The 20,674-nt window shown below is 73.5% G+C and carries 20 protein-coding genes, 1 tRNA gene and 1 pseudogene; 11 read left to right on the forward strand and 11 right to left on the reverse strand.

Translation table 11 applies throughout. The annotated features are described in order from the left end of the window. Window positions 1–94: 94 nt before the first annotated feature. The 3 genes and pseudogenes from ABTY20_RS28870 to ABTY20_RS28880 form a co-directional block, all read right to left on the reverse strand. Window positions 95–448: pseudogene (locus tag ABTY20_RS28870) on the reverse strand (endonuclease); the annotation flags it as partial. Between the two features lie 25 nt (window positions 449–473). Beyond that, the gene (locus ABTY20_RS28875) at window positions 474–806 is read right to left on the reverse strand and encodes a DUF3140 domain-containing protein (RefSeq protein WP_352000009.1); all 333 of its coding nucleotides are present in this window, start codon (window positions 804–806) and stop codon (window positions 474–476) included. A gap of 43 nt (window positions 807–849) precedes the next feature. Beyond that, window positions 850–1,332 carry a Dps family protein gene (locus tag ABTY20_RS28880; RefSeq protein ID WP_352000011.1) on the reverse strand — a complete coding sequence of 161 codons (483 nt, stop codon included), beginning with the start codon at window positions 1,330–1,332 and terminating at the stop codon, window positions 850–852. A gap of 406 nt (window positions 1,333–1,738) precedes the next feature. Here ABTY20_RS28880 and ABTY20_RS28885 point away from each other — a divergent pair, with 406 nt between their 5' ends. Together ABTY20_RS28885 and ABTY20_RS28890 are read left to right on the forward strand one after the other, a co-directional pair. Continuing rightward, complete coding sequence (locus ABTY20_RS28885) at window positions 1,739–2,926, forward strand: thiolase family protein (protein WP_352000013.1); 1,188 nt, start codon at window positions 1,739–1,741, stop codon at window positions 2,924–2,926. 75 nt (window positions 2,927–3,001) lie between these two features. After that, complete coding sequence (locus tag ABTY20_RS28890; RefSeq protein WP_352000015.1) at window positions 3,002–3,775, forward strand: sulfite exporter TauE/SafE family protein; 774 nt, start codon at window positions 3,002–3,004, stop codon at window positions 3,773–3,775. Here the strand turns inward: ABTY20_RS28890 and ABTY20_RS28895 are convergent. Beyond that, window positions 3,761–5,164 (reverse strand): diacylglycerol/lipid kinase family protein, encoded by a 1,404-nt coding sequence (locus ABTY20_RS28895; protein WP_352000016.1) that lies wholly within the window; start codon window positions 5,162–5,164, stop codon window positions 3,761–3,763. The two genes, ABTY20_RS28890 and ABTY20_RS28895, sit on opposite strands and share 15 nt — an antisense overlap. 121 nt (window positions 5,165–5,285) lie before the next feature. On the opposite strand from ABTY20_RS28895, the gene ABTY20_RS28900 reads away from it, so the two are divergent. Further along, window positions 5,286–6,029 (forward strand): cobalt-precorrin-6A reductase, encoded by a 744-nt coding sequence (locus tag ABTY20_RS28900; RefSeq protein ID WP_352000017.1) that lies wholly within the window; start codon window positions 5,286–5,288, stop codon window positions 6,027–6,029. An 8-nt stretch (window positions 6,030–6,037) separates the two neighbouring features. On the opposite strand, the gene cobF is transcribed toward ABTY20_RS28900, so the two are convergent. Next, a complete protein-coding gene (cobF, locus tag ABTY20_RS28905) occupies window positions 6,038–6,811 on the reverse strand; it encodes a precorrin-6A synthase (deacetylating) (RefSeq protein ID WP_352000019.1) in 774 nt (257 codons plus the stop codon). A 55-nt stretch (window positions 6,812–6,866) separates the two neighbouring features. Further along, window positions 6,867–7,397, reverse strand: coding sequence for a DUF309 domain-containing protein (locus ABTY20_RS28910; protein ID WP_352000020.1), 531 nt, complete (start codon window positions 7,395–7,397; stop codon window positions 6,867–6,869). Window positions 7,398–7,497: 100 nt separating this feature from the next. Here ABTY20_RS28910 and ABTY20_RS28915 point away from each other — a divergent pair. The 3 genes from ABTY20_RS28915 to ABTY20_RS28925 all read left to right on the forward strand — a co-directional run bounded on the left by ABTY20_RS28915 (window position 7,498) and on the right by ABTY20_RS28925 (window position 9,756). Further along, a tRNA-Pro gene (locus ABTY20_RS28915) sits at window positions 7,498–7,571 on the forward strand. 330 nt (window positions 7,572–7,901) lie between these two features. Continuing rightward, window positions 7,902–8,882 (forward strand): aldo/keto reductase, encoded by a 981-nt coding sequence (locus tag ABTY20_RS28920; protein ID WP_352000022.1) that lies wholly within the window; start codon window positions 7,902–7,904, stop codon window positions 8,880–8,882. A gap of 67 nt (window positions 8,883–8,949) precedes the next feature. Continuing rightward, window positions 8,950–9,756, forward strand: a complete 807-nt coding sequence (locus ABTY20_RS28925; RefSeq protein ID WP_352000024.1) for a DUF427 domain-containing protein — start codon at window positions 8,950–8,952, stop codon at window positions 9,754–9,756. Here ABTY20_RS28925 and ABTY20_RS28930 read toward each other — a convergent pair. From ABTY20_RS28930 to iolC, 5 genes are read right to left on the reverse strand one after another with little or no spacing between them, the layout of a single operon-like run. Beyond that, window positions 9,746–10,531: a GntR family transcriptional regulator gene (locus ABTY20_RS28930; protein ID WP_352000026.1), complete on the reverse strand. Its 786-nt coding sequence runs from the start codon at window positions 10,529–10,531 to the stop codon at window positions 9,746–9,748. The genes ABTY20_RS28925 and ABTY20_RS28930 overlap by 11 nt on opposite strands. Window positions 10,532–10,565: 34 nt before the next feature. Next, on the reverse strand, window positions 10,566–12,437 hold the full coding sequence (iolD, locus tag ABTY20_RS28935; RefSeq protein WP_352000028.1) for a 3D-(3,5/4)-trihydroxycyclohexane-1,2-dione acylhydrolase (decyclizing): 1,872 nt from the start codon (window positions 12,435–12,437) through the stop codon (window positions 10,566–10,568). Next, the gene (iolB, locus tag ABTY20_RS28940) at window positions 12,434–13,327 is read right to left on the reverse strand and encodes a 5-deoxy-glucuronate isomerase (protein WP_352000030.1); all 894 of its coding nucleotides are present in this window, start codon (window positions 13,325–13,327) and stop codon (window positions 12,434–12,436) included. Before iolB ends, iolD begins: the two co-directional genes overlap by 4 nt. 27 nt (window positions 13,328–13,354) lie before the next feature. Beyond that, on the reverse strand, window positions 13,355–14,233 hold the full coding sequence (locus ABTY20_RS28945; RefSeq protein WP_352000031.1) for a Cgl0159 family (beta/alpha)8-fold protein: 879 nt from the start codon (window positions 14,231–14,233) through the stop codon (window positions 13,355–13,357). Between the two features lie 13 nt (window positions 14,234–14,246). Next, on the reverse strand, window positions 14,247–15,239 hold the full coding sequence (iolC, locus tag ABTY20_RS28950) for a 5-dehydro-2-deoxygluconokinase (RefSeq protein ID WP_352000033.1): 993 nt from the start codon (window positions 15,237–15,239) through the stop codon (window positions 14,247–14,249). A gap of 316 nt (window positions 15,240–15,555) precedes the next feature. On the opposite strand from iolC, the gene ABTY20_RS28955 reads away from it, so the two are divergent. The 5 genes from ABTY20_RS28955 to ABTY20_RS28975 are packed head-to-tail and all read left to right on the forward strand — an operon-like array spanning window position 15,556 to window position 20,514. Continuing rightward, window positions 15,556–16,575 (forward strand): sugar ABC transporter substrate-binding protein, encoded by a 1,020-nt coding sequence (locus tag ABTY20_RS28955; protein ID WP_352000034.1) that lies wholly within the window; start codon window positions 15,556–15,558, stop codon window positions 16,573–16,575. Beyond that, complete coding sequence (locus ABTY20_RS28960; RefSeq protein WP_352000036.1) at window positions 16,575–17,651, forward strand: ABC transporter permease; 1,077 nt, start codon at window positions 16,575–16,577, stop codon at window positions 17,649–17,651. Before ABTY20_RS28955 ends, ABTY20_RS28960 begins: the two co-directional genes overlap by 1 nt. A gap of 5 nt (window positions 17,652–17,656) precedes the next feature. Continuing rightward, window positions 17,657–18,568, forward strand: coding sequence for an ATP-binding cassette domain-containing protein (locus ABTY20_RS28965; protein ID WP_352000037.1), 912 nt, complete (start codon window positions 17,657–17,659; stop codon window positions 18,566–18,568). A gap of 1 nt (window position 18,569) precedes the next feature. After that, complete coding sequence (locus ABTY20_RS28970; RefSeq protein ID WP_352000039.1) at window positions 18,570–19,472, forward strand: sugar phosphate isomerase/epimerase family protein; 903 nt, start codon at window positions 18,570–18,572, stop codon at window positions 19,470–19,472. Between the two features lie 22 nt (window positions 19,473–19,494). Beyond that, window positions 19,495–20,514, forward strand: coding sequence for a Gfo/Idh/MocA family protein (locus ABTY20_RS28975; RefSeq protein ID WP_352000041.1), 1,020 nt, complete (start codon window positions 19,495–19,497; stop codon window positions 20,512–20,514). Window positions 20,515–20,674 lie beyond the last annotated feature (160 nt).

A 20,674-nucleotide genomic window follows, 5' to 3' on the forward strand; every position in this document is an offset into this window, starting at 1 on the left:
TTCCTCGCCCTCCCGGACACCGACCACCGGGCCCTGGTCGTCGACCTGACCCTGCACGCCCCGTAGCCGCGGGCAGTCGTGCCCCAGGGCGACGGTCACCGTCCGCCTCCTTGCGGAGCCCGCGCAGGTCATCGCCCCAGCGTTCGATCAACAGTTCCGCCGCGTCGCCCGGTTGGGTCGCGGTGCGCTCGTCGTAGCGCCGATGGCCGTCCCGGCCGAGCGCGTCCATCCGTTCCCGTCAGGACGCCCCGGCCATGCGACGGGGATCGCGCAGCCCCGCCTCGTGCAGGGCACGGGCGGAGGCCACGGCGATCGTCCCCTTGATCCGGGCACTGAGCAGGTGGGCCGGCACCAGCAGCCGGTACAGCGGCTGCGGGACGTCCTTCAGCCCGAGGCCGGCCTCCTCCGCGTACGTCCGGCCGTGCGCGCCGACGGGGGCGCGGACCACCCGCTCGTCCCGGCCGCCGCGGCGGCTACGGCTTGAGCGGGTCGTGGCCGAGGGTCATCAGGCGGTGCCGGCGGGATGCGTCCTCGGCCACGGGCTCGTTCTCCGGGTCCGTCTGCGCCGTGACGGTGTCCACGACCTCCGCCATCACCCGCAGGTCGTCCTCGGTGAGGTCGGTGCGGCGTTTCTGCAGGATGGCGAGGACGTGCTGCCCCGTCTCGCTGCCCGCCCGGTCCGGCAGCGGCTCGACGGCCTCGCCGGCGTCGCTCACCCGCAGCCAGGCCGCCAGTTCCGCCGAGGTCATGTTCACCACGCGGTGGAAGTCCTCCCACAGCGCGTCCATCTCGAGGGCGTCGCTCATGATGTGCCCCTTACGTGCGTGTGCTTCGCCGGTGCCGGGGAGGTCAGGCCTCGCCCGGGAAGTTCTCCGCCTCGAACATCCAGCGCTGCTTCTCCAGGTCCGCGGTGACGGAGATCAGCAGGTCCTGGGTGACCAGGTCCGCCTTCTCGGTGGCGTCGATGCGCTCGCGCAGGCGCGCGACGGCCGTGCCGAGCGCCTCCGTCATCACCTTCACGGCCTCCGAGTCGCGCAGCCAGCCCTCCTTCGGGGCCGGCAGCGAGAAGACCTTGGCGATGGTCTCCGGGCGGCCGTCCGGCGGCACGCCGAGCGCCGCGGCCCGCTCCGCCACCGTGTCGGCGTGGGCGCGTGCGGCGGAGACCACCTCGTCCAGCTGGAGGTGGACGGAACGGAACCGCGGACCCACGACGTTCCAGTGCGCCTGCTTCCCGATCAGCGACAGCCCGAGCAGGTCCACCAGGGTGTCCTGGAGGGCCTCGCAGGAAACCCGGCGGGCCTCGTCGGGCAGGGTGCTCCTCACAACGGTCATGGGGTGCTGTTCCTCCTTGTCGAATCGTCCGTGGTCCCGCGGAGCGCAGCCTCGCGCCCGTCCCCGCCGGCGCCGCCCCGGACGTCCGGGGTCCGGCCGCCGAGCGCGAAGCCGGGACACCGCGCGGCGGCGAGGTCCCGTGACGGCGGCCCCGTCGGCCCGACGGGGAGGAGGACCTCCGGGTCCCCTTCCGCGCGGGCCGCGCTCCGCAACCACTTCATGGACGCGCGGGTGCCCCCCGGCCCCCCGCCACAAACCCGGCCCCGGCCGCGGGACGGGACGCGACCGCGGGCACGGGGCCTTCCCGTCGGGCCGTCCGGGGACTACAGTCCAAAACTAGCGGTGCTAATTTGGAGTGTTCGTCGCTCACCCGGCACAGCCACCGGCATCGGTCAGGAGTTCTCTCGTGCGTCCCGTCCACTTCGCGGCCGCCCGCCGCACCCCCATCGGCAAACTGCGCGGAGCCCTCTCCGCCGTACGGCCCGACGATCTCGCCGCCGCCGTGATCCGCGGCCTGGTCGCCGACGTGCCCGCGCTGGACCCGGCCCGTGTCGACGAGGTCTACTGGGGCGCCGCCAACCAGGCCGGCGAGGACAACCGCAACGTCGCCCGCATGGCCGCCCTGCTCGCCGGCCTCCCCGAGTCCGTCCCGGGCGCCACGGTCAACCGGCTGTGCGCCTCCGGCATGGAGGCCGTCACCACCGCCGCCCGCACCATCGCGGCCGGCGAGGCCGACATCGTCATCGCGGGCGGCTCCGAGTCGATGAGCCGCGCCCCCTTCGTCCTGCCCCGCCCCGACGAGGCCCTCCCGCACCGCATGGAGACCGCCGACACCCGCCTCGGCTGGCGGCTGGTCAACCCCGTGATGAAGGAGCTCCACGGGGTGCTGGCGATGGGCGAGACGGCCGAGGAGGTCGCCACCCGGTACGGCATCGCGCGCGACCGCCAGGACGAGTTCGCCCTGCGCAGCCACCAGCGCGCCGCCGAGGCCCGGAAGAACGGCCACTTCGACGACGAGCTCCTGCCCGTGACCCGCCCGGACGGGATGGTCGTCGACACCGACGAGTGCGTCCGCGAGGACACCTCGCTCGAGAAGCTGGGCCGGCTCAAGCCCGTCTTCCGCGCGGGCGGCTCGGTCACCGCGGGCAACGCCTCCCCGATGAACGACGGCGCCGCCGGCCTGATCCTGGTCAGCGAGGAGGCCCTGAACGAGCTGGGCCTGGAGTCGCTCGGCCGCTACGTCGCCGGAGCCTCCGCCGGCGTCCACCCGGACGTCATGGGCATCGGCCCCGTCCCCGCCACCCGCAAGGTGCTCGCCCGCGCCGGCTGGACGATCGGCGACCTCCAGGAGGCCGAGTTCAACGAGGCGTTCGCGGCCCAGGCCCTGGCCTGCGTCGACCGGCTCGGCATCGACCCCGACCTGGTCAACCCCAGCGGCGGGGCGATCGCCCTGGGGCACCCGCTGGGCTGCTCCGGCGCCCGCATCCTCACCACCCTGCTGCACCGCATGCGCCGCACCGGCGCCGGACGCGGCCTGGCGACCATGTGCGTGGGTGTGGGACAGGGCAGCGCGGTGCTGGTCGAGAGGCACTGACCGGCGCTTCGGGGCGCCATCGGGTGAGACGGTCCCACGGGCGTCGATTGCTTGCGCATAGCATCGGTCCCCGCGATGAACACGATGACACTCTGGCACCTCAACGGCTGGGAATTCGCCGCGCTCGCCCTCGCGGCCCTGCTCGTCGGCTTCTCCAAGACCGCCGTCAGCGGGGCCAACACGGTCAGCCTCGCCGTCTTCGCCGCCGTGCTGCCCGCCAAGGCCTCCACCGGAGTCCTGCTGCCCGTCCTGATCGCCGGGGACGTGCTAGCCGTCCTCATCTACCGCCGGCACGCCCACTGGCCCACGCTGTGGCGGCTGTTCCCGGCCGTCGCGGCGGGCGTCGTCGCCGGAACCCTGTTCCTGGTGTGGGCGGACGACGGGATCGTACGGATCTCCATCGGGGCGATCCTGCTGCTGATGGCCGGGGTGACGGTGTGGCGTCGGCGGACGGCCGACGCGGACCGGGAGCCGGACGGGGTCGCCACCCGGGCGGACCGCGCCAAGGCCCGCTCCTACGGCGTCCTCGGCGGCTTCACCACCATGGTCGCCAACGCGGGCGGCCCGGTGATGTCGCTGTACCTGCTCTCCGCGGGCTTCCGGAAACTCGGCTTCCTGGGCACCTCGGCGTTCTTCTTCCTGATCGTCAACACCTCCAAGCTGCCCTTCAGCGCCGGGCTCGGTCTGATCGACGCCGACTCGCTGCTCCTCGACGCGGCGCTCGTGCTGTTCGTGGTGCCCGGCGCGTTCCTCGGCACGTGGGCGGTGAGCAGGATCGACCAGCGGCTCTTCGAACGGCTGGTGATCGCGGCGACGGTGGTGGGCGGCGTACAGCTACTGGTGTCCTGAGCGGGGCCCGGCCGGCCGCTGCGGTTCACGGGGTGCCCGGTGGGAGTGGTGCAGCCGGCTCGGCGCGGCGGTACGGCCGACCGTCGCCGCCAGCTTGCGCAGCCGCCGCCAGTCCAGTCGCGGCGGGGCCTGTGCGACACCGGGCCGCCTGCGCGGGACCCGGACGCGCAGTGCGCCGGGCGCGATGCGGCAGTGGACGGGGGCGGGCAGCACCAGGGCCTCCCCGTCGATCCCGGCCTCGATCTCCGCGCGGTCCGCCTCGATGACGACCTCGGTGGCGGTCGTGATGGTCAGTCCGCTCGGCTCGGGGTTCAGCAGCAGGGCGGCGGCGCTGATGGCGCCCTCCAGCCGCACGCCGAGGACACCGAGCACGGCGGAGTCGAGCCGCTCCCGCCGGCCGAGGCCGAAGGGGTCGCCGGTGCGGTAGGGATTGTTGCTGACCAGCACGGCCTGCGGCGCGACGAGCGTGGTGTCCCCCGCGCGGGCGACCAGCCGGGGTCCCTGCCGGCCGGTCAGCAGACCGGGCAGCATCTCCAGACTGGTGCCGATCTTGTCGTCGCGGTAGGCGGGGCTCTGCACGATCGCCGCGTACGCGCCGAAGGAGGCGTTGTTCACGAACGGCTGCCCACCCGCGAAACCCAGGTCGACGCGGAGTTCGACGCCGTCCGTGAGCGCGTCGAGACAGGCGGCCGGGTCGCCGCGGTCCAGGCCGAGGTCCAGGGCGAAGTGATTGCGGGTCCCGGCGCTGATCACCAGGAACGGGATGTCGTGCTCCGCGGCCACGGCCGCCACCAGCGCCTGCGTGCCGTCCCCGCCGGCCGCGCCCAGCAGGTCCGCGCCGTCCGCGACGGCCGCCCGGGCCAGCGCCGTGACGTCGTGCTGCCGGCCGGGATCGAGCAGCACCACCCGGGCGCCCAGGCGCTCCGCCTTCTCCCGCAGCCGGAACCGGCCCACCTTGCCGCCGCCCGACCGGGGGTTCATGATCAGCACCGGCCTCCGGGGCGGCGGCAGCCGCCGCTCCCGCACCTGGGCCTGCCCGCCGGCCGTGCCGCGCAGCGCGAACCTGCCGCTCCACACCGCCAGCCCCCACAGGGTCAGGGACACCAGCAGCGCCCAGAACAGGGTCACCGCGAACAGGGTGATCAGGGCGGCCGGCACGCACACGGCCGTCATCGCGGACACCCACCGCAGCGGGCCCCGCAGGGTCAGCGTCCACCACACGGCGGCCGCGCTGAGTCCCAGCCCCGCGATCCCGCACACCAGCAGCAGCAGACCGCGCAGCCCGCCGTAGACGAGGGGGGTCGCCACCGCGAGCGCGGCGGCGGCCAGTGCCCCCCGTGCCGCCCACCGCTGGGCGTGGTAACCCCGCCCGTTCCAGTCCACGGCCATGCTTCCTCCCGTCACCCGGCGTCATCGTAGGGCGTGTGCGCACGTGTGCGCGGCCGGACGGTGATCTTCGTCGGGCGGCCCGGTGCCGGGCGGGGCGCACGGGCCTCGTACCCTCGGCGCCATGTCCCTCCACGTCCTGGTCCTCGGCGGCACCGCCGAGGCACGCGCACTGGCCGCCGAGCTGTCCGCCCGCCCCGGAGTCCGGGTGACGACCTCCCTGGCCGGACGCGTGTCCCGGCCGGGCGCGGTCGCCGGGGAGGTGCGCGTCGGCGGCTTCGGCGGCGCGGAGGGGCTGGCGGACTGGCTGCGCGGGCGGCGCGTGGACGCGGTGGTCGACGCCACCCACCCCTTCGCGCGGGCCATCACGGCGAACGCGGCACGGGCCGCGGCCGCCACCGGGCTGCCGTTGGTGGTCCTGCGCCGGCCGGGCTGGCAACCGGGACCGGGCGACGACTGGCACCCGGTCCCCTCCCTGGACGCGGCCGCCGAGCTGCTGCCCCGGCTCGGACGCCGGGTCCTCCTCACGACCGGCCGCCTCGGCCTCGCGGCCTTCGCCCACCTGACGGACCTGCGCTTCGTCGTCCGGTCGGTCGAACCCCCCGAACCGCCCACGCCGCCGCACACGCACGTCCTGCTGGCCCGCGGCCCCTTCACCGTGGCCGGCGAGACGGCCCTGCTGCGCGAGCACCGCGTCGACGTCCTGGTGACCAAGGACAGCGGAGGCGCGGCGACCGCCGCCAAACTCACCGCGGCCCGCGCCCTCGCCCTCCCGGTCGTCGTCGTACGCCGCCCGCCCCTGCCGGACGGAGTCACCGCGGTCGACGACGTGCCGGCGGTCCTGCGCCGGCTGGACGCCCTGACGTGACCGTCGGCTCAGCCCTCGGCCGGTCGGCGGCGCAGCAGATACGTGTCCATGATCCAGCCCTTGCGCTCGCGGGCCTCCGCGCGGAGCCGCTCGATCCGGGGGGCCGCCTCGGCGAGCGGCCCGGAGACGAGGATCTCGTCCGGCGTACCGATGTAGGCGCCCCAGTAGATGTCGACGTCCTGGTCGGCGTACGCGCGGAAGGCCTGGTGGGCGTCGAGCATCACCACCACGTCGTCCACGCCCTCCGGGAACCCCTCGGCGAGCCGCCGCCCCGTGGTGATCTGCACCGGACGGGCGACCCGGTTGAGCCCCGTGCGGTGCCGGGCGACCAGCGCCGAGACACTGCTGATGCCCGGCACGACGTCGTACTCGAAGGCGACGCGGCCGCGCTCCAGGACCTCCTCGAGGATGCCGATCGTGCTGTCGTACAGCGAGGGGTCCCCCCACACCAGGAACGCCCCCGTCCGGCCCTCCTCCAGCTCCTCGGAGATCATCCGCTCGTAGATGTCCGCGCGGGCGCTGCGCCAGTCCCCGACGGCGGGGGAGTAGGCCGATCCGCCGGCCGTCCGGTCCCGCTCCGGGTCACGCGCTTCGACCACGCGGTAGGCGCCCCCCGGCAGGTGCGCGTCGAGCATGTCCCGGCGCAGCCGGGTCAGGTCCGCCTTCGCCCCGCCCTTGTCCAGGATGAAGAACACGTCCGTGCTCCGCATGGCCTTGACCGCCTGCAGGGTCAGCTGGTCGGGGTCGCCCGCGCCGATACCGATGACATGAATCTCTCGCACGCCCCGAGTCTGCCGCACGCCGCCGACGGCGCGCGCACCGCACCCGGTCCCTCCGTCAGGAGGCACCCCGCAGGCGGGGCGCCCGCGCCCCCGCGTCCACCGCGGCGCCCGCCTCGACCTCGGCGGCCAGCTCCCGGGCCCAGGCGATCACACCGGGGAGGTCGATCCCGTGCGGCCGGCGCCCACCCCCCGCTTCCGCGGCCCACGCCTGCGCCGCGCCGGCCCCGCGCCGCAGCAGCCGCGCCCCGCCGGTGGCGTTCCCCCGGGCGGCATGGGTGAGCCCCACCGCGAGCTGCGCCAGCCCCCGCCACAGCTCGCGCTCCTCCTGCGGCCCCGACTTCCAGGCGTCCTCGAACACCTCGTGCGCGTGGAACGGCTTTCCCTCGTCCAGCAGCCGCTGCGCCTCCGCGACGCTCTCCTCCGGCCGCCGCACCACCCCCTCGGGCTGCCGGGGCACCCCCGGCGCGCCGTAGGGCAGGGGCCGCCCGAGCCCGTCCCGCGGCCGGGCGTTGCGCGCCCGCCCCTCACTGTCCCGGTCCCGCGCGGCGGCCCTCCGGCCCGGCGACGTGCTCTCCCTGCTGCCCATACGCCGATTGTCCCGCGCCCGGCCCGATTCGGGCCGCCCCGGGGGCGTGGGGTAAAGTGCTGTTCGCGCGATCACGCGGGTTCGCCCCACGCGGTCGCACCGGGACGTGGCGCAGCTTGGTAGCGCACTTGACTGGGGGTCAAGGGGTCGCAGGTTCAAATCCTGTCGTCCCGACTTGCGACACAGCAGGTCGTCGGGCCGTATCGGAGATCTCCGATACGGCCTTTTCGCACGGGCCGCCCCCCTTCAGCGCAGAATGATCCGCGCCGCGACCGGCCCCGCCCCCCGCGTCTCCCGGCGCCGCGCCCCTCGGGGCGCCGCTGTCGTCCGCTCCACCTGATGTCCCGTCCGTCCGACCCGTCGTCCAGGACGCACCGCGGGGTGGACCGGTTTCCGCTTCGCCGCGATGTGCCGCGGACAACACGCTTGACTTGGAGCGCTCTTCAAGCGGAAGACTCCCGGTCCGTGCCCCGACGACGGGGCGCGACACGGGAGGGGACACCCATGAAGTACCGCACCATCGGCACCGGTCCGCACCGCCGTCGCGTGAGCGTGCTCGCGCTCGGGGCGATGCTGTTCGGGTCGGTGACCGACGAGAGGACCTCCTTCGCCCTGCTCGACCGCTACGTCGAGGCGGGCGGGAACTTCGTCGACACGTCCGACAACTACGCCTTCTGGACCGACGGCGGCCAGGGCGGGCAGAGCGAGGAACTGCTCGGCCGCTGGCGCCGCAGCCGCGGGGTCGGTGACGAGGTCGTCTTCGCGACCAAGCTCGGTGCTCGCCCCCTCGCCCCCGGCACCGGCTACACCGACAACGCCGAGGGCCTCTCCGCGAAGGTGATCCGGGAGTCGTCCGAACGCAGCCGCGAGCGGCTCGGGCTGGAGCGGCTGGACCTGCTGTACGCGCACATCGACGACCACACCGTCCCCCAGCGCGAGACGGTCGAGGCCTTCGGGGCCCTGGTCGCCGAGGGCGCGGTGGGGTTGCTCGGGGTGAGCAACCAGGCCGTGTGGCGGGTGGAGCGGGCCCGCGCCCTCGCGGCGGCGGCCAAACTGCCCGGCTACGAGGTCCTGCAGTACCAGCACAGCTATCTGCGCCCCCGCACCGACGTCCCCGAGGACCTCTTCCCCGACGGCAGCCTCGGCCACGCGGGCGCGGAACTGGCCGGCTACCTGCGGGCCGAGCCCGCCCTGACCCTGGTCGCCTACTCGCCGCTGCTCAAGGGCGCCTACACCCACCCCGGACGGCTGCCCCACGACTACGACCACCCGGGCACCCCCGCCCGCCTCGCGGTGCTGCGCGAGGTCGCCCGGGAGACCGGGGCGACGCCGGGCCAGGTGGTGCTGGCCTGGCAGCTCGGCCACGAGCTGCCGATCCTCCCGCTGACCGGGGTGTCGTCCCCGGCGCAGCTGGAGGAGAACCTGGCCGCGGTGGACCTGGAACTGTCGCCGGAGCAGCGGGCCCGGCTGGACGCGGCGCACTGAGCCGGACATCCGCGTCCACTGGTGGGACGGTGGAAGGGGGAGCCGTGCACCGGAGGGAGCCCCGGCCATGACCACCCACCCCGCCGCCCGTCCCCCGCGGGCGACCCCCGAGGGCCTGCTGTGGGAACCCAGCGAGCGCTGGGTGCGCGGCACCGCCGGCGACGTCACCGTCGTCGACAGCCGCCACCCGGTCCTCGTCTGGGAGCCCCGGCTGCCGGTCCCGCAGTACGCCTTCCCCCGCGAGGAGGTGCGCACGGACCTCCTCCGCCCCGCCCGGCACCCCCGGACGGGCAGCCACACCGGTTCGACGGTCCTCTACGACCTCCACGCCGGCGGCGGCCCGCGCCCGAACGCCGCCTGGACCTTCCCCGCCGACGACTTGTCCGGGTACATCGCCTTCGCGTGGTTCGGGCGCACCGACACCGGACTCGACCACTGGTACGAGGAGGACGAGGAGATCTTCGTCCACCCCCGCGACCCGTACAAACGGGTGGACGCGATGCCGAGCAGCCGTCGCGTCCGGGTCGGGATCGAGGGCACCGTCGTCGCCGACTCGGCCAGCCCGGTCCTGCTGTTCGAGACCTCGCTGCCGACCCGCTACTACCTTCCGCGCGAGGACGTCCGCCTGGACCTCTTCGAAGCCGCGGACCACAGCACCCGGTGCCCGTACAAGGGAACGGCCGCCGCCTACTGGTCCTGGCGCGGCGGGGGAGCCGTACCGCCGCACGTCGTGTGGAGCTATCCCGACCCGCTGCCCGCGGTGGCCGCGATCAAGGACCGCCTCGCCTTCTACAACGAGGCGGTCGACCTGACCGTGGACGGCGAACGCCTGCCGCGTCCGGTCACCCCGTTCAGCGCGGGTCTCAGGACCTGACCAGCAGCTGGAAGTCGAACGAGTACCGGGACGCGCGGTAGACGTGGGTGCCGTGCTCCACCGCCCGCCCGGTGTCGTCGTACGCCGTGCGCTCCATGGTGAGCAGGGCGGCGCCCTCCTTCTCGTCCAGCAGGCCGGCCTCCTGGGCGGTGGCCGCGCGGGCGCCGACCCTCTGGCGGGCGCTGTGCAGGGTGATGCCGGCCGAGCGCATCATCCGGTACAGGCCGGTCGCCTCGAGGCGGGCGCTGTCGAGGCCGAGCAGGCCCGACGGGAGGTAGTTGCACAGCAGGGCGACCGGCCGGCCGTGGGTGCGGCGCAGGCGTTCCAGCAGGACCACCTCGCCGCCCTCGGCCAGGTGCAGGGCGGCCGCCACGTCCGGGGGCGCGGGGACCGTCTCGTGGCGGACCACCTGCGTGGTCGGGCCCTGTCCGGCCGCCTCCAGGTCGTCGTAGAGACTGCTCAGCTCCAGGGAACGCCTGACCCGGCTGTGCACCACCTGCGTGCCCACCCCGCGCCGCCGGACCAGGAGTCCCTTGTCGACCAGGGACTGGATGGCCTGGCGGACGGTGGGGCGGGACAGGCCGAGCCGCACGGACAGGTCGACCTCGTTGCCCAGCAGGTCGCCGGGGGCGAGGACGCCCTGCTCGATCGCCGCCTCCAGCTGCTGCGCGAGCTGGTGGTACAGCGGTACCGGACTGCCCCGGTCCAGGGCGAAGTCCAGGGTGCCGGGCGCGGGTCCGGCCGCTGCACGCGCGGGGTCGTCGGTCTTCGCCATGGACGTGCCTTCCTGTGGGAGGAGCGCGGACGGTTCAGAGGTGGCGGCGGCGCCCGGCGACCTCGGAGTCGTACCGGGCGCGGGCCCGGACGGCGGCCTCGCGGGCGGACACCTCGGCCACCGGCACGTCCCACCAGGCCTCGGCCGGGGGAGCGGTGGACGCGGGGTCGGTCTCGACGTACACGCAGGTCGGCCGGTCGGAGGCGCGGGCCTCGGCCAGCGCGTCCCGCAGTTCCCGCACGGTCTTGGCGCGCAGGACGTCCATGCCGAGGCTGGCCGCGTTCGCGGCGAGGTCCACAGGCAGCGGGGCGCCGGTGAAGCCGCCGTCGGCGGCCCGGTGGCGGTAGGCGGTGCCGAAGCGCTCGGCGCCCACCGACTCCGACAGGCCGCCGATGGAGGCGTACCCGTGGTTCTGGACCAGGACCAGGTTGACCGGGAGGCCCTCCTGGACGGCGGTGACGATCTCGGTGGGGTTCATCAGGTAGGTGCCGTCGCCGACCAGCGCCCACACCGGGGTGCCGGGCGCGGCCTGCTGCACGCCGAGCGCGGCCGGGATCTCGTAGCCCATGCAGGAGTAGCCGTACTCCAGGTGGTACTGGCGGGGACTGCGCGCGCGCCACAGCTTGTGCAGGTCGCCGGGGAGCGAACCGGCCGCGTTGATCACCACGTCCGTGTCGCCGACGACCGCGTCGAGCGCGCCGAGCAGCTGCGTCTGCGTCGGCACGGCCGTGTCGTCGTCCGCGCGGTAGGCGGTCTCGACGATCCGCTCCCAGCGCTCCTTGCCGGCCCGGTACTCCGCCTCGTACGACGGCTCCACGCGGTGACCGGCGAGCGCCCCGGTCAGCTGTTCCAGGCCGGTGCGGGCGTCGCAGACCAGGGTGCGCGCCGCCAGCTTGTGGGCGTCGAAGCCGGTGATGTTGAGGTTGAGGAAGCGGACGTCGGGGTTCTGGAAGAGGGTGCCGGAGGCGGTGGTGAAGTCGGAGTAGCGGGTGCCGACGCCGATCACCAGGTCGGCGGTGCGGGCGAGTGCGTCGCTCACCGCCGTTCCGGTGTGGCCGATGCCGCCGAGGTCGGCCGGGTGGTCGTGGCGCAGGGAGCCCTTGCCGGCCTGGGTGGAGGCGACCGGGACGCCGGTGGCGTCCACGAACGCCCTCAGCGCCTCCTCGGCCTCGCTGTGGTGGACGCCGCCGCCCGCGACGATCAGCGGCCGCCGCGCCGCCCGTACGGCGGCCACGGCCGCCGCCAGCTCCACCGGGTCCGGGGCGGGACGGCGTACGGGCCAGACGCGCTCGGCGAAGAACTCCTCAGGCCAGTCGTACGCCTCCGCCTGCACGTCCTGGGGGAGGGCCAGCGTCACCGCACCGGTCTCGGCCGGGTCGGCGAGCACCCGCATCGCGTTGAGCGCGCAGGCGATCAGCGCCTCGGGACGGGTGACGCGGTCGAAGTACCGCGACACCGGACGGAGCGTGTCGTTGACCGACACGTCGGCCTCCGCCGGGTGCTCCAGCTGCTGGAGCAGCGGGTCGGCGACGCGCGAGGCGAAGTAGTCGCCGGGCAGCAGCAGCACCGGCAGCCGGTTGACGGTGGCGAGCGCGGCGCCGGTGACCAGGTTGGTCGCGCCGGGGCCGATGGAGGTCGTCACCGCCTGCGCGGAGAGCCGGTTCAGCTGGCGGGCGTACCCGACGGCGGCGTGCACCATCGCCTGCTCGTTGCGGCCCTGGTGGAACGGCATGACCTCGCGGTGCTCGACCAGCGCCTGTCCGACGCCCGCCACGTTGCCGTGGCCGAAGACGCCCCAGGTGCCCGCGATCAGCCGACGGCGCACGCCGTCCCGCTCGGTGTACTGGGCGGACAGGAACCGCACCAGGGCCTGGGCGGCGGTCAGTCGGCGGGTGGTGGCGCTCATGCGGACCTCTCCGGTGCGGTGTAGAGGGGGAGTCGGGGGTCGACGGGCTGCTCCGGCCAGGTGTCGCGGATCCAGGCGTGGTCGGGGTGGTCGCGGATCAGCCAGGCGCGTTCGGCCTCGGGCCCCGCCATGACGTTGAGGTAGTACATGTGGTGGCCGGGCACCGCCATGGACGGCCCGTGCCAGCCGTCCGGGACGAGGACGACGTCGCCGTCGCGCACCTCGGCCAGCACGTCCGTCCCGCGGCCCGGTCCGGACGGGGAGACCCGCTGGTAGCCGAGACCGGGGGTGCCGTCGTGGGCGGCGAACTCGAAGTAGTAGATCTCCTCCAGTGCGGACTCCTCGCCGGGCCGGTGCTCGTCGTGCTTGTGCGGCGGGAAGGACGACCAGTTGCCGCCCGGGGTGAGCACCTCCACCGCGATGAGCCTGTCGCACTCGAACACGCCCGCCGCGCCGAAGTTGTTGACCTGCCGTGAACAGGTGCCGGTGCCGCGCAGCTCCACCGGGACGCCGGAGGCCGGTCCGTAACGGGCGGGCAGCCGGCGGGTGCAGCGCGCCCCGGTGAGCGCGAACCGTCCGCCGGCGGCCGAGGACACCGTCGCGCGGGCGTCGCGCGGGACGTAGGCGAAGTCGGTGACGCCCTCGAAGACACTGGCACGGCCGGCGAGTTCGAAGGTGTCGTGGCCGAAGTCGTCGGCCACGGCGACCGTGCAGCCGCCGCTCAGCGGCAGCACGATCCACTCGCTGTCACCGGCGTCGAAGGTGTGCGCGCCGCCGGGCGGCAGCTGAAGGACGCGCAGGCCGGAGTAATCCCAGCCGGCGGTCCTCGGGCCCACGTCGACGGCGTAGGGGCCGGCGAGGGCCCTGCCCGCGGGAAGGTGGTGCGTCATACCGTGCCTCCGTCTTCGTCGGGTTCCTCACAACAGGCCGACGGCCGTGTCGACCGCCGTCTCCACACTGCCCTCGGCCGGGTACAGCAGCGAGCGGCCGACGACCATCCCCATCACGGTGGGCAGCCGCAGCGCCTTGCCCCACCGGGCGTACGCCGCCTCCTGGTCGCCGACCTCGCCGCCGAGCAGCACGACGGGCAGCGTGGAGGCGCCCAGCACCTCCGGCATGGCGTCGACGTCGTCGGTGACGGGAAGCTTCAGCCAGGTGTAGGCGGAGGTGCCGCCCAGCCCGGAGGCGATCGTGATGGAGCGGGTGACGGCCTCGGCGGACAGGTCGTTGCGGACCCGGCCGTCCCCGCCCCGGCGGGAGACGAACGGTTCCACGAACACCGGCAGCCGGCGTTCGGCCATGGCGTCGACCGCGCGGGCGGCGGACTCCATGGTGGTCAGCGAGCCCGGGTCGTCGTAGTCGACGCGGAGCAGCAGCTTGCCCGCGTCGAAGCCCAGCCGGGCGATGTCCTCGGCGCGGTGGCCGGTGAAGCGGTCGTCCATCTCGAAGGCCGCGCCGGCCAGGCCGCCCCGGTTCATCGAGCCCATGACGACCTTGTTCTCCAGCGCCCCGAGGAGCAGCAGGTCCTCCAGGATGTCGGCGGTGGCCAGCACGCCGTCGACGCCCGGCCGGGACAGTGCGACGCAGAGGCGTTCCAGCAGGTCGGCGCGGTTCGCCATGGCCAGCCGGCGGTCGCCGATGCCGAGCGCGCCGCGGGCGGGGTGGTCGGCGGCCACGATCATCAGCCGGCCGCCGGCGCCGATCAGCGGGCGCCGTGCCCGGCGGGCGGCGGCCTCGGCGACGGCCTCCGGGTTGCGGGCCCGGACCATGGTGAGGTCGGGGATGCTGAGGTTCAAGGAAGGGCTCCGTTCAGGACTGGCCCGGCAGGTCCGCCGCGTCCGGCGAGGCGGCCCGCGCGAGCAGGTCCGCGACCTCCGGTTCGGTCGGCATGGCGGACGAACAGGCGAGGCGCGAGGCGACGAGGGCGCCGGCGGCGTTGGCGTGCCGCATGGTCTTCTCCAGGTCCCAGCCGGCCAGCAGACCGTGGCAGAGCGAGCCGCCGAAGGCGTCGCCCGCGCCGAGGCCGTTGACCACCTCGACCGGCACCGGGGGCACCACGGCCCGGGTGCCGTCGCGGTGCACGGCGAGCACGCCCTTCGGCCCCTGCTTGACCACGGCCAGCTCCACACCGGCTTCCAGCAGCGCCGCCGCGCAGTCCTCGGGCTCGCGCACCCCGGTGGCGACCTCGCACTCGTCGAGGTTGCCGACCGCGACCGTGGCGTGCCGCAGTGCCTCGCGGTAGTGCGGGCGGGCCCGGTCCGGGTCCTGCCAGAACATGGGGCGCCAGTCCAGGTCGAAGACGGTGGTGCCGGCCTCGGCGCGGGCCTCCAGGGCGGTGAGGGTGGCCGAGCGGCTGGGCTCCTCGCTCAGTCCGGTGCCGGTGACCCAGAAGATCCCGGCCGCGCGCACGGCGGCCAGGTCCAGCTCGTCGGCGCGGATCTCCAGGTCGGGGGCCTTGGGGCGGCGGTAGAAGTACAGCGGGAAGTCGTCCGGCGGGAAGATCTCGCAGAACGTGAGGGGGGTGGGGTACGCGGCGACCGGGGTGACCCAGCGGTCGTCCACGCCGAACCCCTTCAGCGCCTCGTGCAGAAAGGTGCCGAAAGGGTCTTCGCCGGTGCGCGTGATGAGGGCCGCGGAGCGACCCATCCGGGCGGCCGCCACCGCGACATTGGCGGCCGATCCGCCCAGGAATTTCCCGAAGGTCTCCACCCGCGCCAGCGGAACTCCGGTCTCCAGTGGATAAAGATCGACCCCGATGCGGCCCATGGTGATCAGGTCGAAATAGTGTGGTGGGACGGCCATTGAGCGACGCTCCTCGAGCTGCTGGGGATGCGGGTCCCGGGGTGCCCTGCCACGGTGGGGCGTGGTTTCCGGGACCTGCCGCCTCACAGGTGTAGGTCTCGAAGGGCGGCGATGTCAATAGTTTGTACTTACATTCGGACTAGTTAGTGAAATGATGTCTTGACAAAGTATTGACAGCAGGCGGTTCTGGGGATTGGATCGCGTCCCAGCATGACCGCCGTGTTCCATGGCACAGCCCCCCGGACTCCCGAGGCTCCGGGCACCGGATCCTCGGAATCCCGCCCTTTCCCGCGTAGCACAGTGAGGTGCAGGACAGATGGACCGCTCTTCGCACACCCGCTCCCGCAGAATCGCGCCGTTCGTCGCGGTCGCGGCGGCAGCCGCCCTGACCCTCGCCGGCTGCTCCAGCGGTTCCGGGGGCAAGAAGTCCGAGGAGGGCGGAGCCGACGCCTCCGCGGGCAAGGCGTCGACGCCCCGCATGAAGGTCGCCCTGGTCACCCACCAGGCGCCCGGTGACACCTTCTGGGACATCGTCCGCAAGGGCGCCGAGGCCGCCGCCGCCAAGGACAACGTCGACCTCGTCTACTCCGCCGACCCGAACGCCGGCGGCCAGGCCACCCTGGTGCAGAACGCGATCGACCAGAAGGTCGACGGCATCGCGGTCACCCTCGCCAAGCCGGACGCGCTGAAGGCCGTCATAGCCAAGGCGGACGCGGCCGGCATCCCCGTCGTCGGCCTCAATTCCGGGCTGAGCGACTGGCAGGACCTCGGCCTGCTGGAGTTCTTCGGCCAGGACGAGTCGGTGGCGGGCGAGGCGTTCGGCAAGAAGCTGAACGAGGTCGGCGCGAAGAACGCCGTCTGCGTCGTCCACGAGCAGGGCAACGTCGGCCTGACCCAGCGGTGCGACGGGGTGAAGGAGACCTTCGAGGGCGAGACCCAGATCCTCAACGTCAACGGCACCGACATGCCGTCGGTGAAGTCGACGATCACCGCGAAGCTGAAGCAGGACTCCTCCATCGACTACGTCGTCACCCTCGGCGCGCCCTTCGCGCCGACCGCGGTGCAGTCGGTGGGCGACGCGGGCAGCAAGGCGAAGGTCGCCACCTTCGACCTCAACAAGGAGCTGACCAAGGCGATCGAGGCCGGCGACATCGAGTTCGCCGTGGACCAGCAGCCCTACCTGCAGGGTTACCTCGCCGTCGACGGCCTGTGGCTCTACAAGAACAACGGCAACTACAGCGGCGGCGGTGAGCAGCCGGTGCTGACCGGTCCGGCGTTCGTCGACAAGTCCAACGTCGACGCGGTCTCCGAGTACGCCGCGAAGGGCACGCGGTGATGAGCACGGCCCCACAGGCCGGGCCGGCGGTGACCCCACCGCCGGCCCCCGGCCCGAGACAGAGCGACGGCCGCACCGTGCGGCGCCCGCTCGCACTGCGGCTCCTCGCCCGCCCCGAGGTCGGCGTGTTCCTCGGAGCCGTGGCCGTCATGGTGTTCTTCCTGTTCGCCGCGCCGCCGGTGCGGGACGGCAGCTCCATGGCGAACATCCTGTACCAGTCCTCGGTCATCGGGATCATGGCGCTGCCCGTGGCCCTGCTGATGATCGGCGGCGAGTTCGACCTCTCGGCCGGCGTCGCCGTCGTCACCTCGGCGCTGACCGCGAGCATGCTCAGCTACCAGCTCACCCTGAACGTGTGGACGGGCGTGATCGTCGCCCTGGTGGTCTCCCTGGGGATCGGCGCGTTCAACGGCTGGATGCTGGTCAGGACCGGGCTGCCCAGCTTCCTGGTCACCCTCGGCACCTTCCTGATCCTGCAGGGCGTGAACCTGGCGGTGACCAAGCTGGTCACCGGCAACGTCGCCACCGACAGCGTCGTCGACATGGACGGCTTCGACCAGGCCAAGGCGCTCTTCGCCTCCGGCTTCGACGTCGCCGGCGTCCAGGTGAAGATCACCGTGGTGTGGTGGCTCGTCTTCGCCGCCCTCGCCACCTGGGTGCTGCTGCGCACCAAGTACGGCAACTGGGTCTTCGCCGTCGGCGGCAACAAGGAGAGCGCCCGCGCGGTCGGCGTCCCCGTCACCTTCACCAAGATCTCGCTGTTCGTGCTGGTCGGCTTCGGCGCCTGGTTCGTCGGCATGCACAACCTGTTCTCCTTCAACACCGTGCAGTCCGGCGAGGGCGTGGGCCAGGAGCTCATCTACATCGCCGCGGCGGTCATCGGCGGCTGTCTGCTCACCGGCGGCGCCGGCTCCGCGATCGGCCCGGTCTTCGGCGCCTTCATGTTCGGCATGGTGCAGCAGGGCATCGTCTACGCCGGCTGGAACCCCGACTGGTTCAAGGCCTTCCTCGGCGTGATGCTGCTCGGCGCCGTCCTCATCAATCTGTGGGTCCAGCGCCAGGCGACCCGGAGGTGACCGCGATGACCGACAAGACCACCGGCACCCACGGTGCCGTCCTCGATGACACCCCCGCCGACGGCGACCGCCCCCTGGTCGAACTCCGCGGCGCCGGCAAGTCCTACGGCAACGTCCGCGCCCTGCACGGCGTCGACCTCACCGTGCGCCCCTCCGAGGTGACCTGCGTCCTCGGCGACAACGGCGCCGGCAAGTCCACCCTCATCAAGATCATCTCGGGGCTGCACCAGCACACCGAGGGCGAGTTCCTCGTCGACGGCGAGCCGGTGCGCTTCTCCACCCCGCGCGAGGCCCTCGACAAGGGCATCGCCACCGTCTACCAGGACCTCGCGGTCGTCCCCCTGATGCCGGTGTGGCGCAACTTCTTCCTCGGCTCCGAGATGACCAAGGGGCCCTGGCCCGTCCGCCGCCTCGACATCGACCGGATGAAACGGACGGCCGACGAGGAACTGCGCAACATGGGCATCGTCCTGGACGACCTGGAACAGCCCATCGGCACCCTCTCCGGTGGCCAGCGCCAGTGCGTCGCCATCGCCCGCGCCGTCCACTTCGGCGCCCGCGTCCTCATCCTCGACGAGCCGACCGCCGCCCTCGGCGTCAAGCAGTCCGGCGTGGTCCTGAAGTACGTCGCGATGGCCCGCGACCGCGGCCTCGGCGTCATCTTCATCACCCACAACCCGCACCACGCCTACATGGTCGGCGACCACTTCAGCGTGCTGCGCCTGGGCACCATGGAGCTCTCCGCCCCCCGCAGCGAGGTCGGCCTCGAAGAACTGACCAACCACATGGCCGGCGGCGCCGAACTGGCCGCCCTCAAGCACGAGCTGGCACAGGTCGGCGGCGTCGACACCGAGGAACTCCCCGAGGAGGGCGACCTCCAGGCCCCCGCGGCCGCAACCCCGGAAGGAAAGTCCTGACATGGCAGTCGCGCTCGACCGCATCCGGGTCGGTTCCGCCCCCGACTCCTGGGGCGTCTGGTTCCCCGACGACCCGCGGCAGGTGCCCTGGCAGCGCTTCCTCGACGAGGTCGCCGAGGCCGGCTACTCCTGGATCGAACTCGGCCCCTACGGCTACCTCCCCACCGACCCGGCCCGCCTCGGCGACGAGGTGGGCAAGCGCGGCCTCAAGGTCTCCGCCGGCACCATCTTCTGCGGCCTGCACCGCGGCCCGGCCGCATGGGACGCCACCTGGGAGCAGGTCGGCCGGGTCGCCGCGCTCACCCGGGACATGGGCGCGAAGCACCTCGTCGTCATCCCGTCCTTCTGGCGCGACGACAAGACCGCCGAGATCCTGGAGCCCCCGGAGCTCACCACCGAGCAGTGGGGCCACCTCACCAAGGGCATGGAACGCCTCGGCCGCGAGGTGCGGGACGCGTACGGCCTGGACATCGTCGTCCACCCGCACGCCGACACCCACATCGACACCGAGGAGCACGTCGAGCGCTTCCTCGACTCGACCGACTCCCGCCTGGTCAACCTCTGCCTGGACACCGGCCACTACGCCTACTGCGGCGGCGACAGCGTCAAGCTGATCGAGACCTACGGCGAGCGCATCGGCTACCTCCACCTCAAGCAGGTCGACCCGGAGATCCTCGCCGACGTCGTCGAGAACGAGGTCCCGTTCGGGCCGGCCGTGCAGCGCGGGGTGATGTGCGAACCGCCCGCCGGCGTCCCCGAGCTGGGCCCGGTCCTCACGGCCGCGCAGGAACTGGGCGTGGACCTGTTCGCCATCGTCGAGCAGGACATGTACCCCTGCGAGCCGGACAAGCCGCTGCCGATCGCCGTCCGCACCCGCAGGTTCCTCCGTTCCTGCGGCGCCTGACCACCCGAGGGGGAGGCGAGAGATGAACCGGCGCGAACCGCTCGGCATCGCCGTCATCGGCACCGGCCGCATGGGCGCCGACCACGTACGCCGTATCGACCGGGTCGTCAGCGGCGCGCGGGTCGCCGCCGTCGCGGACGTCGACGCCGACCGGGCCGAGGCCGTCGCCGCCGGCGTCGAGGGCTGCACCGTCCACACCGACCCGGCCGCCGCGATGGCGGCGGCCGGCGTCGACGCCGTGCTCATCGCCTCCTCCGGGCCGGCCCACGAGGCCGCGCTGCTCGCCGCGCTCGAGCACGACCTGCCCGTCCTGTGCGAGAAGCCGCTCACCCCCGACGCGGCCTCCGCCCTGCGCGTCATGGAGGCCGAACAGGCACTCGGCCACCGTCGCGTCCAGGTCGGCTTCATGCGCCGCTACGACACCGAGTACGTGCGCCTGAAAGCCCTGCTGGGGAGCGGACGGCTGGGCCGCCCGCTGATGCTGCACAACCGGCACCGCAACGTGGCCAGCCCGCCCTTCTTCACCAGCGCGATGCTCATCAGCGACTCCGTGGCCCACGAGGTGGACGCCACCCGCTGGCTCCTCGGCCACGAGATCACCGCCGTCACGGTCCTGCGCCCCGCCCCCTCCTCCGGCGCCCCCGACGGCCTGCACGACCCGCAGTTCGTCGTCCTGGAGACCGACGGCGGCGCGCTCAGCGACGTCGAGATCTTCGTCAACTGCGGCTTCGGCTATCAGGTGCAGGCCGAAGCGGTCTGCGAACGCGGCACCGCCCGCATCGGCGACGGCCACGCCCTGGTCACCCACACGGCCGGCCGCTGGGGCGGCACCATCCCCCAGGACTGGACCGAACGCTTCGCCCAGGCCTACGACGACGAGATCCGGGCCTGGGTCGACGCCACCCGTCGCGGCGAGGTCACCGGCCCCGGCACCTGGGACGGCTACGCCGCGGCGGCCGTGTGCGAGGCGGGGGTGCGGGCGCTGGAGGAGGGCGGCCGGGTGCGGGTGGACCTGGTGGAGAAACCCGCGCTGTACCGGTGACCGCCCACGGTCAGGCGGCTCCCAGAGGTCGTTTTCATCTGTCATGCGTTGTCATCGCCGCTTTTCTGCGGTGGGCTGGTGCGGTGCTGATGAGGCTGCCGTTCCGAGTGGGGTTCAAGGACTGGATGAGGTGACGGGTGGGGCCGGAGGCGGTTCGTGC

Origin of the sequence: Streptomyces sp. NPDC126497 (assembly GCF_040302425.1) — a bacterium.
Lineage (GTDB): Bacteria > Actinomycetota > Actinomycetes > Streptomycetales > Streptomycetaceae > Streptomyces.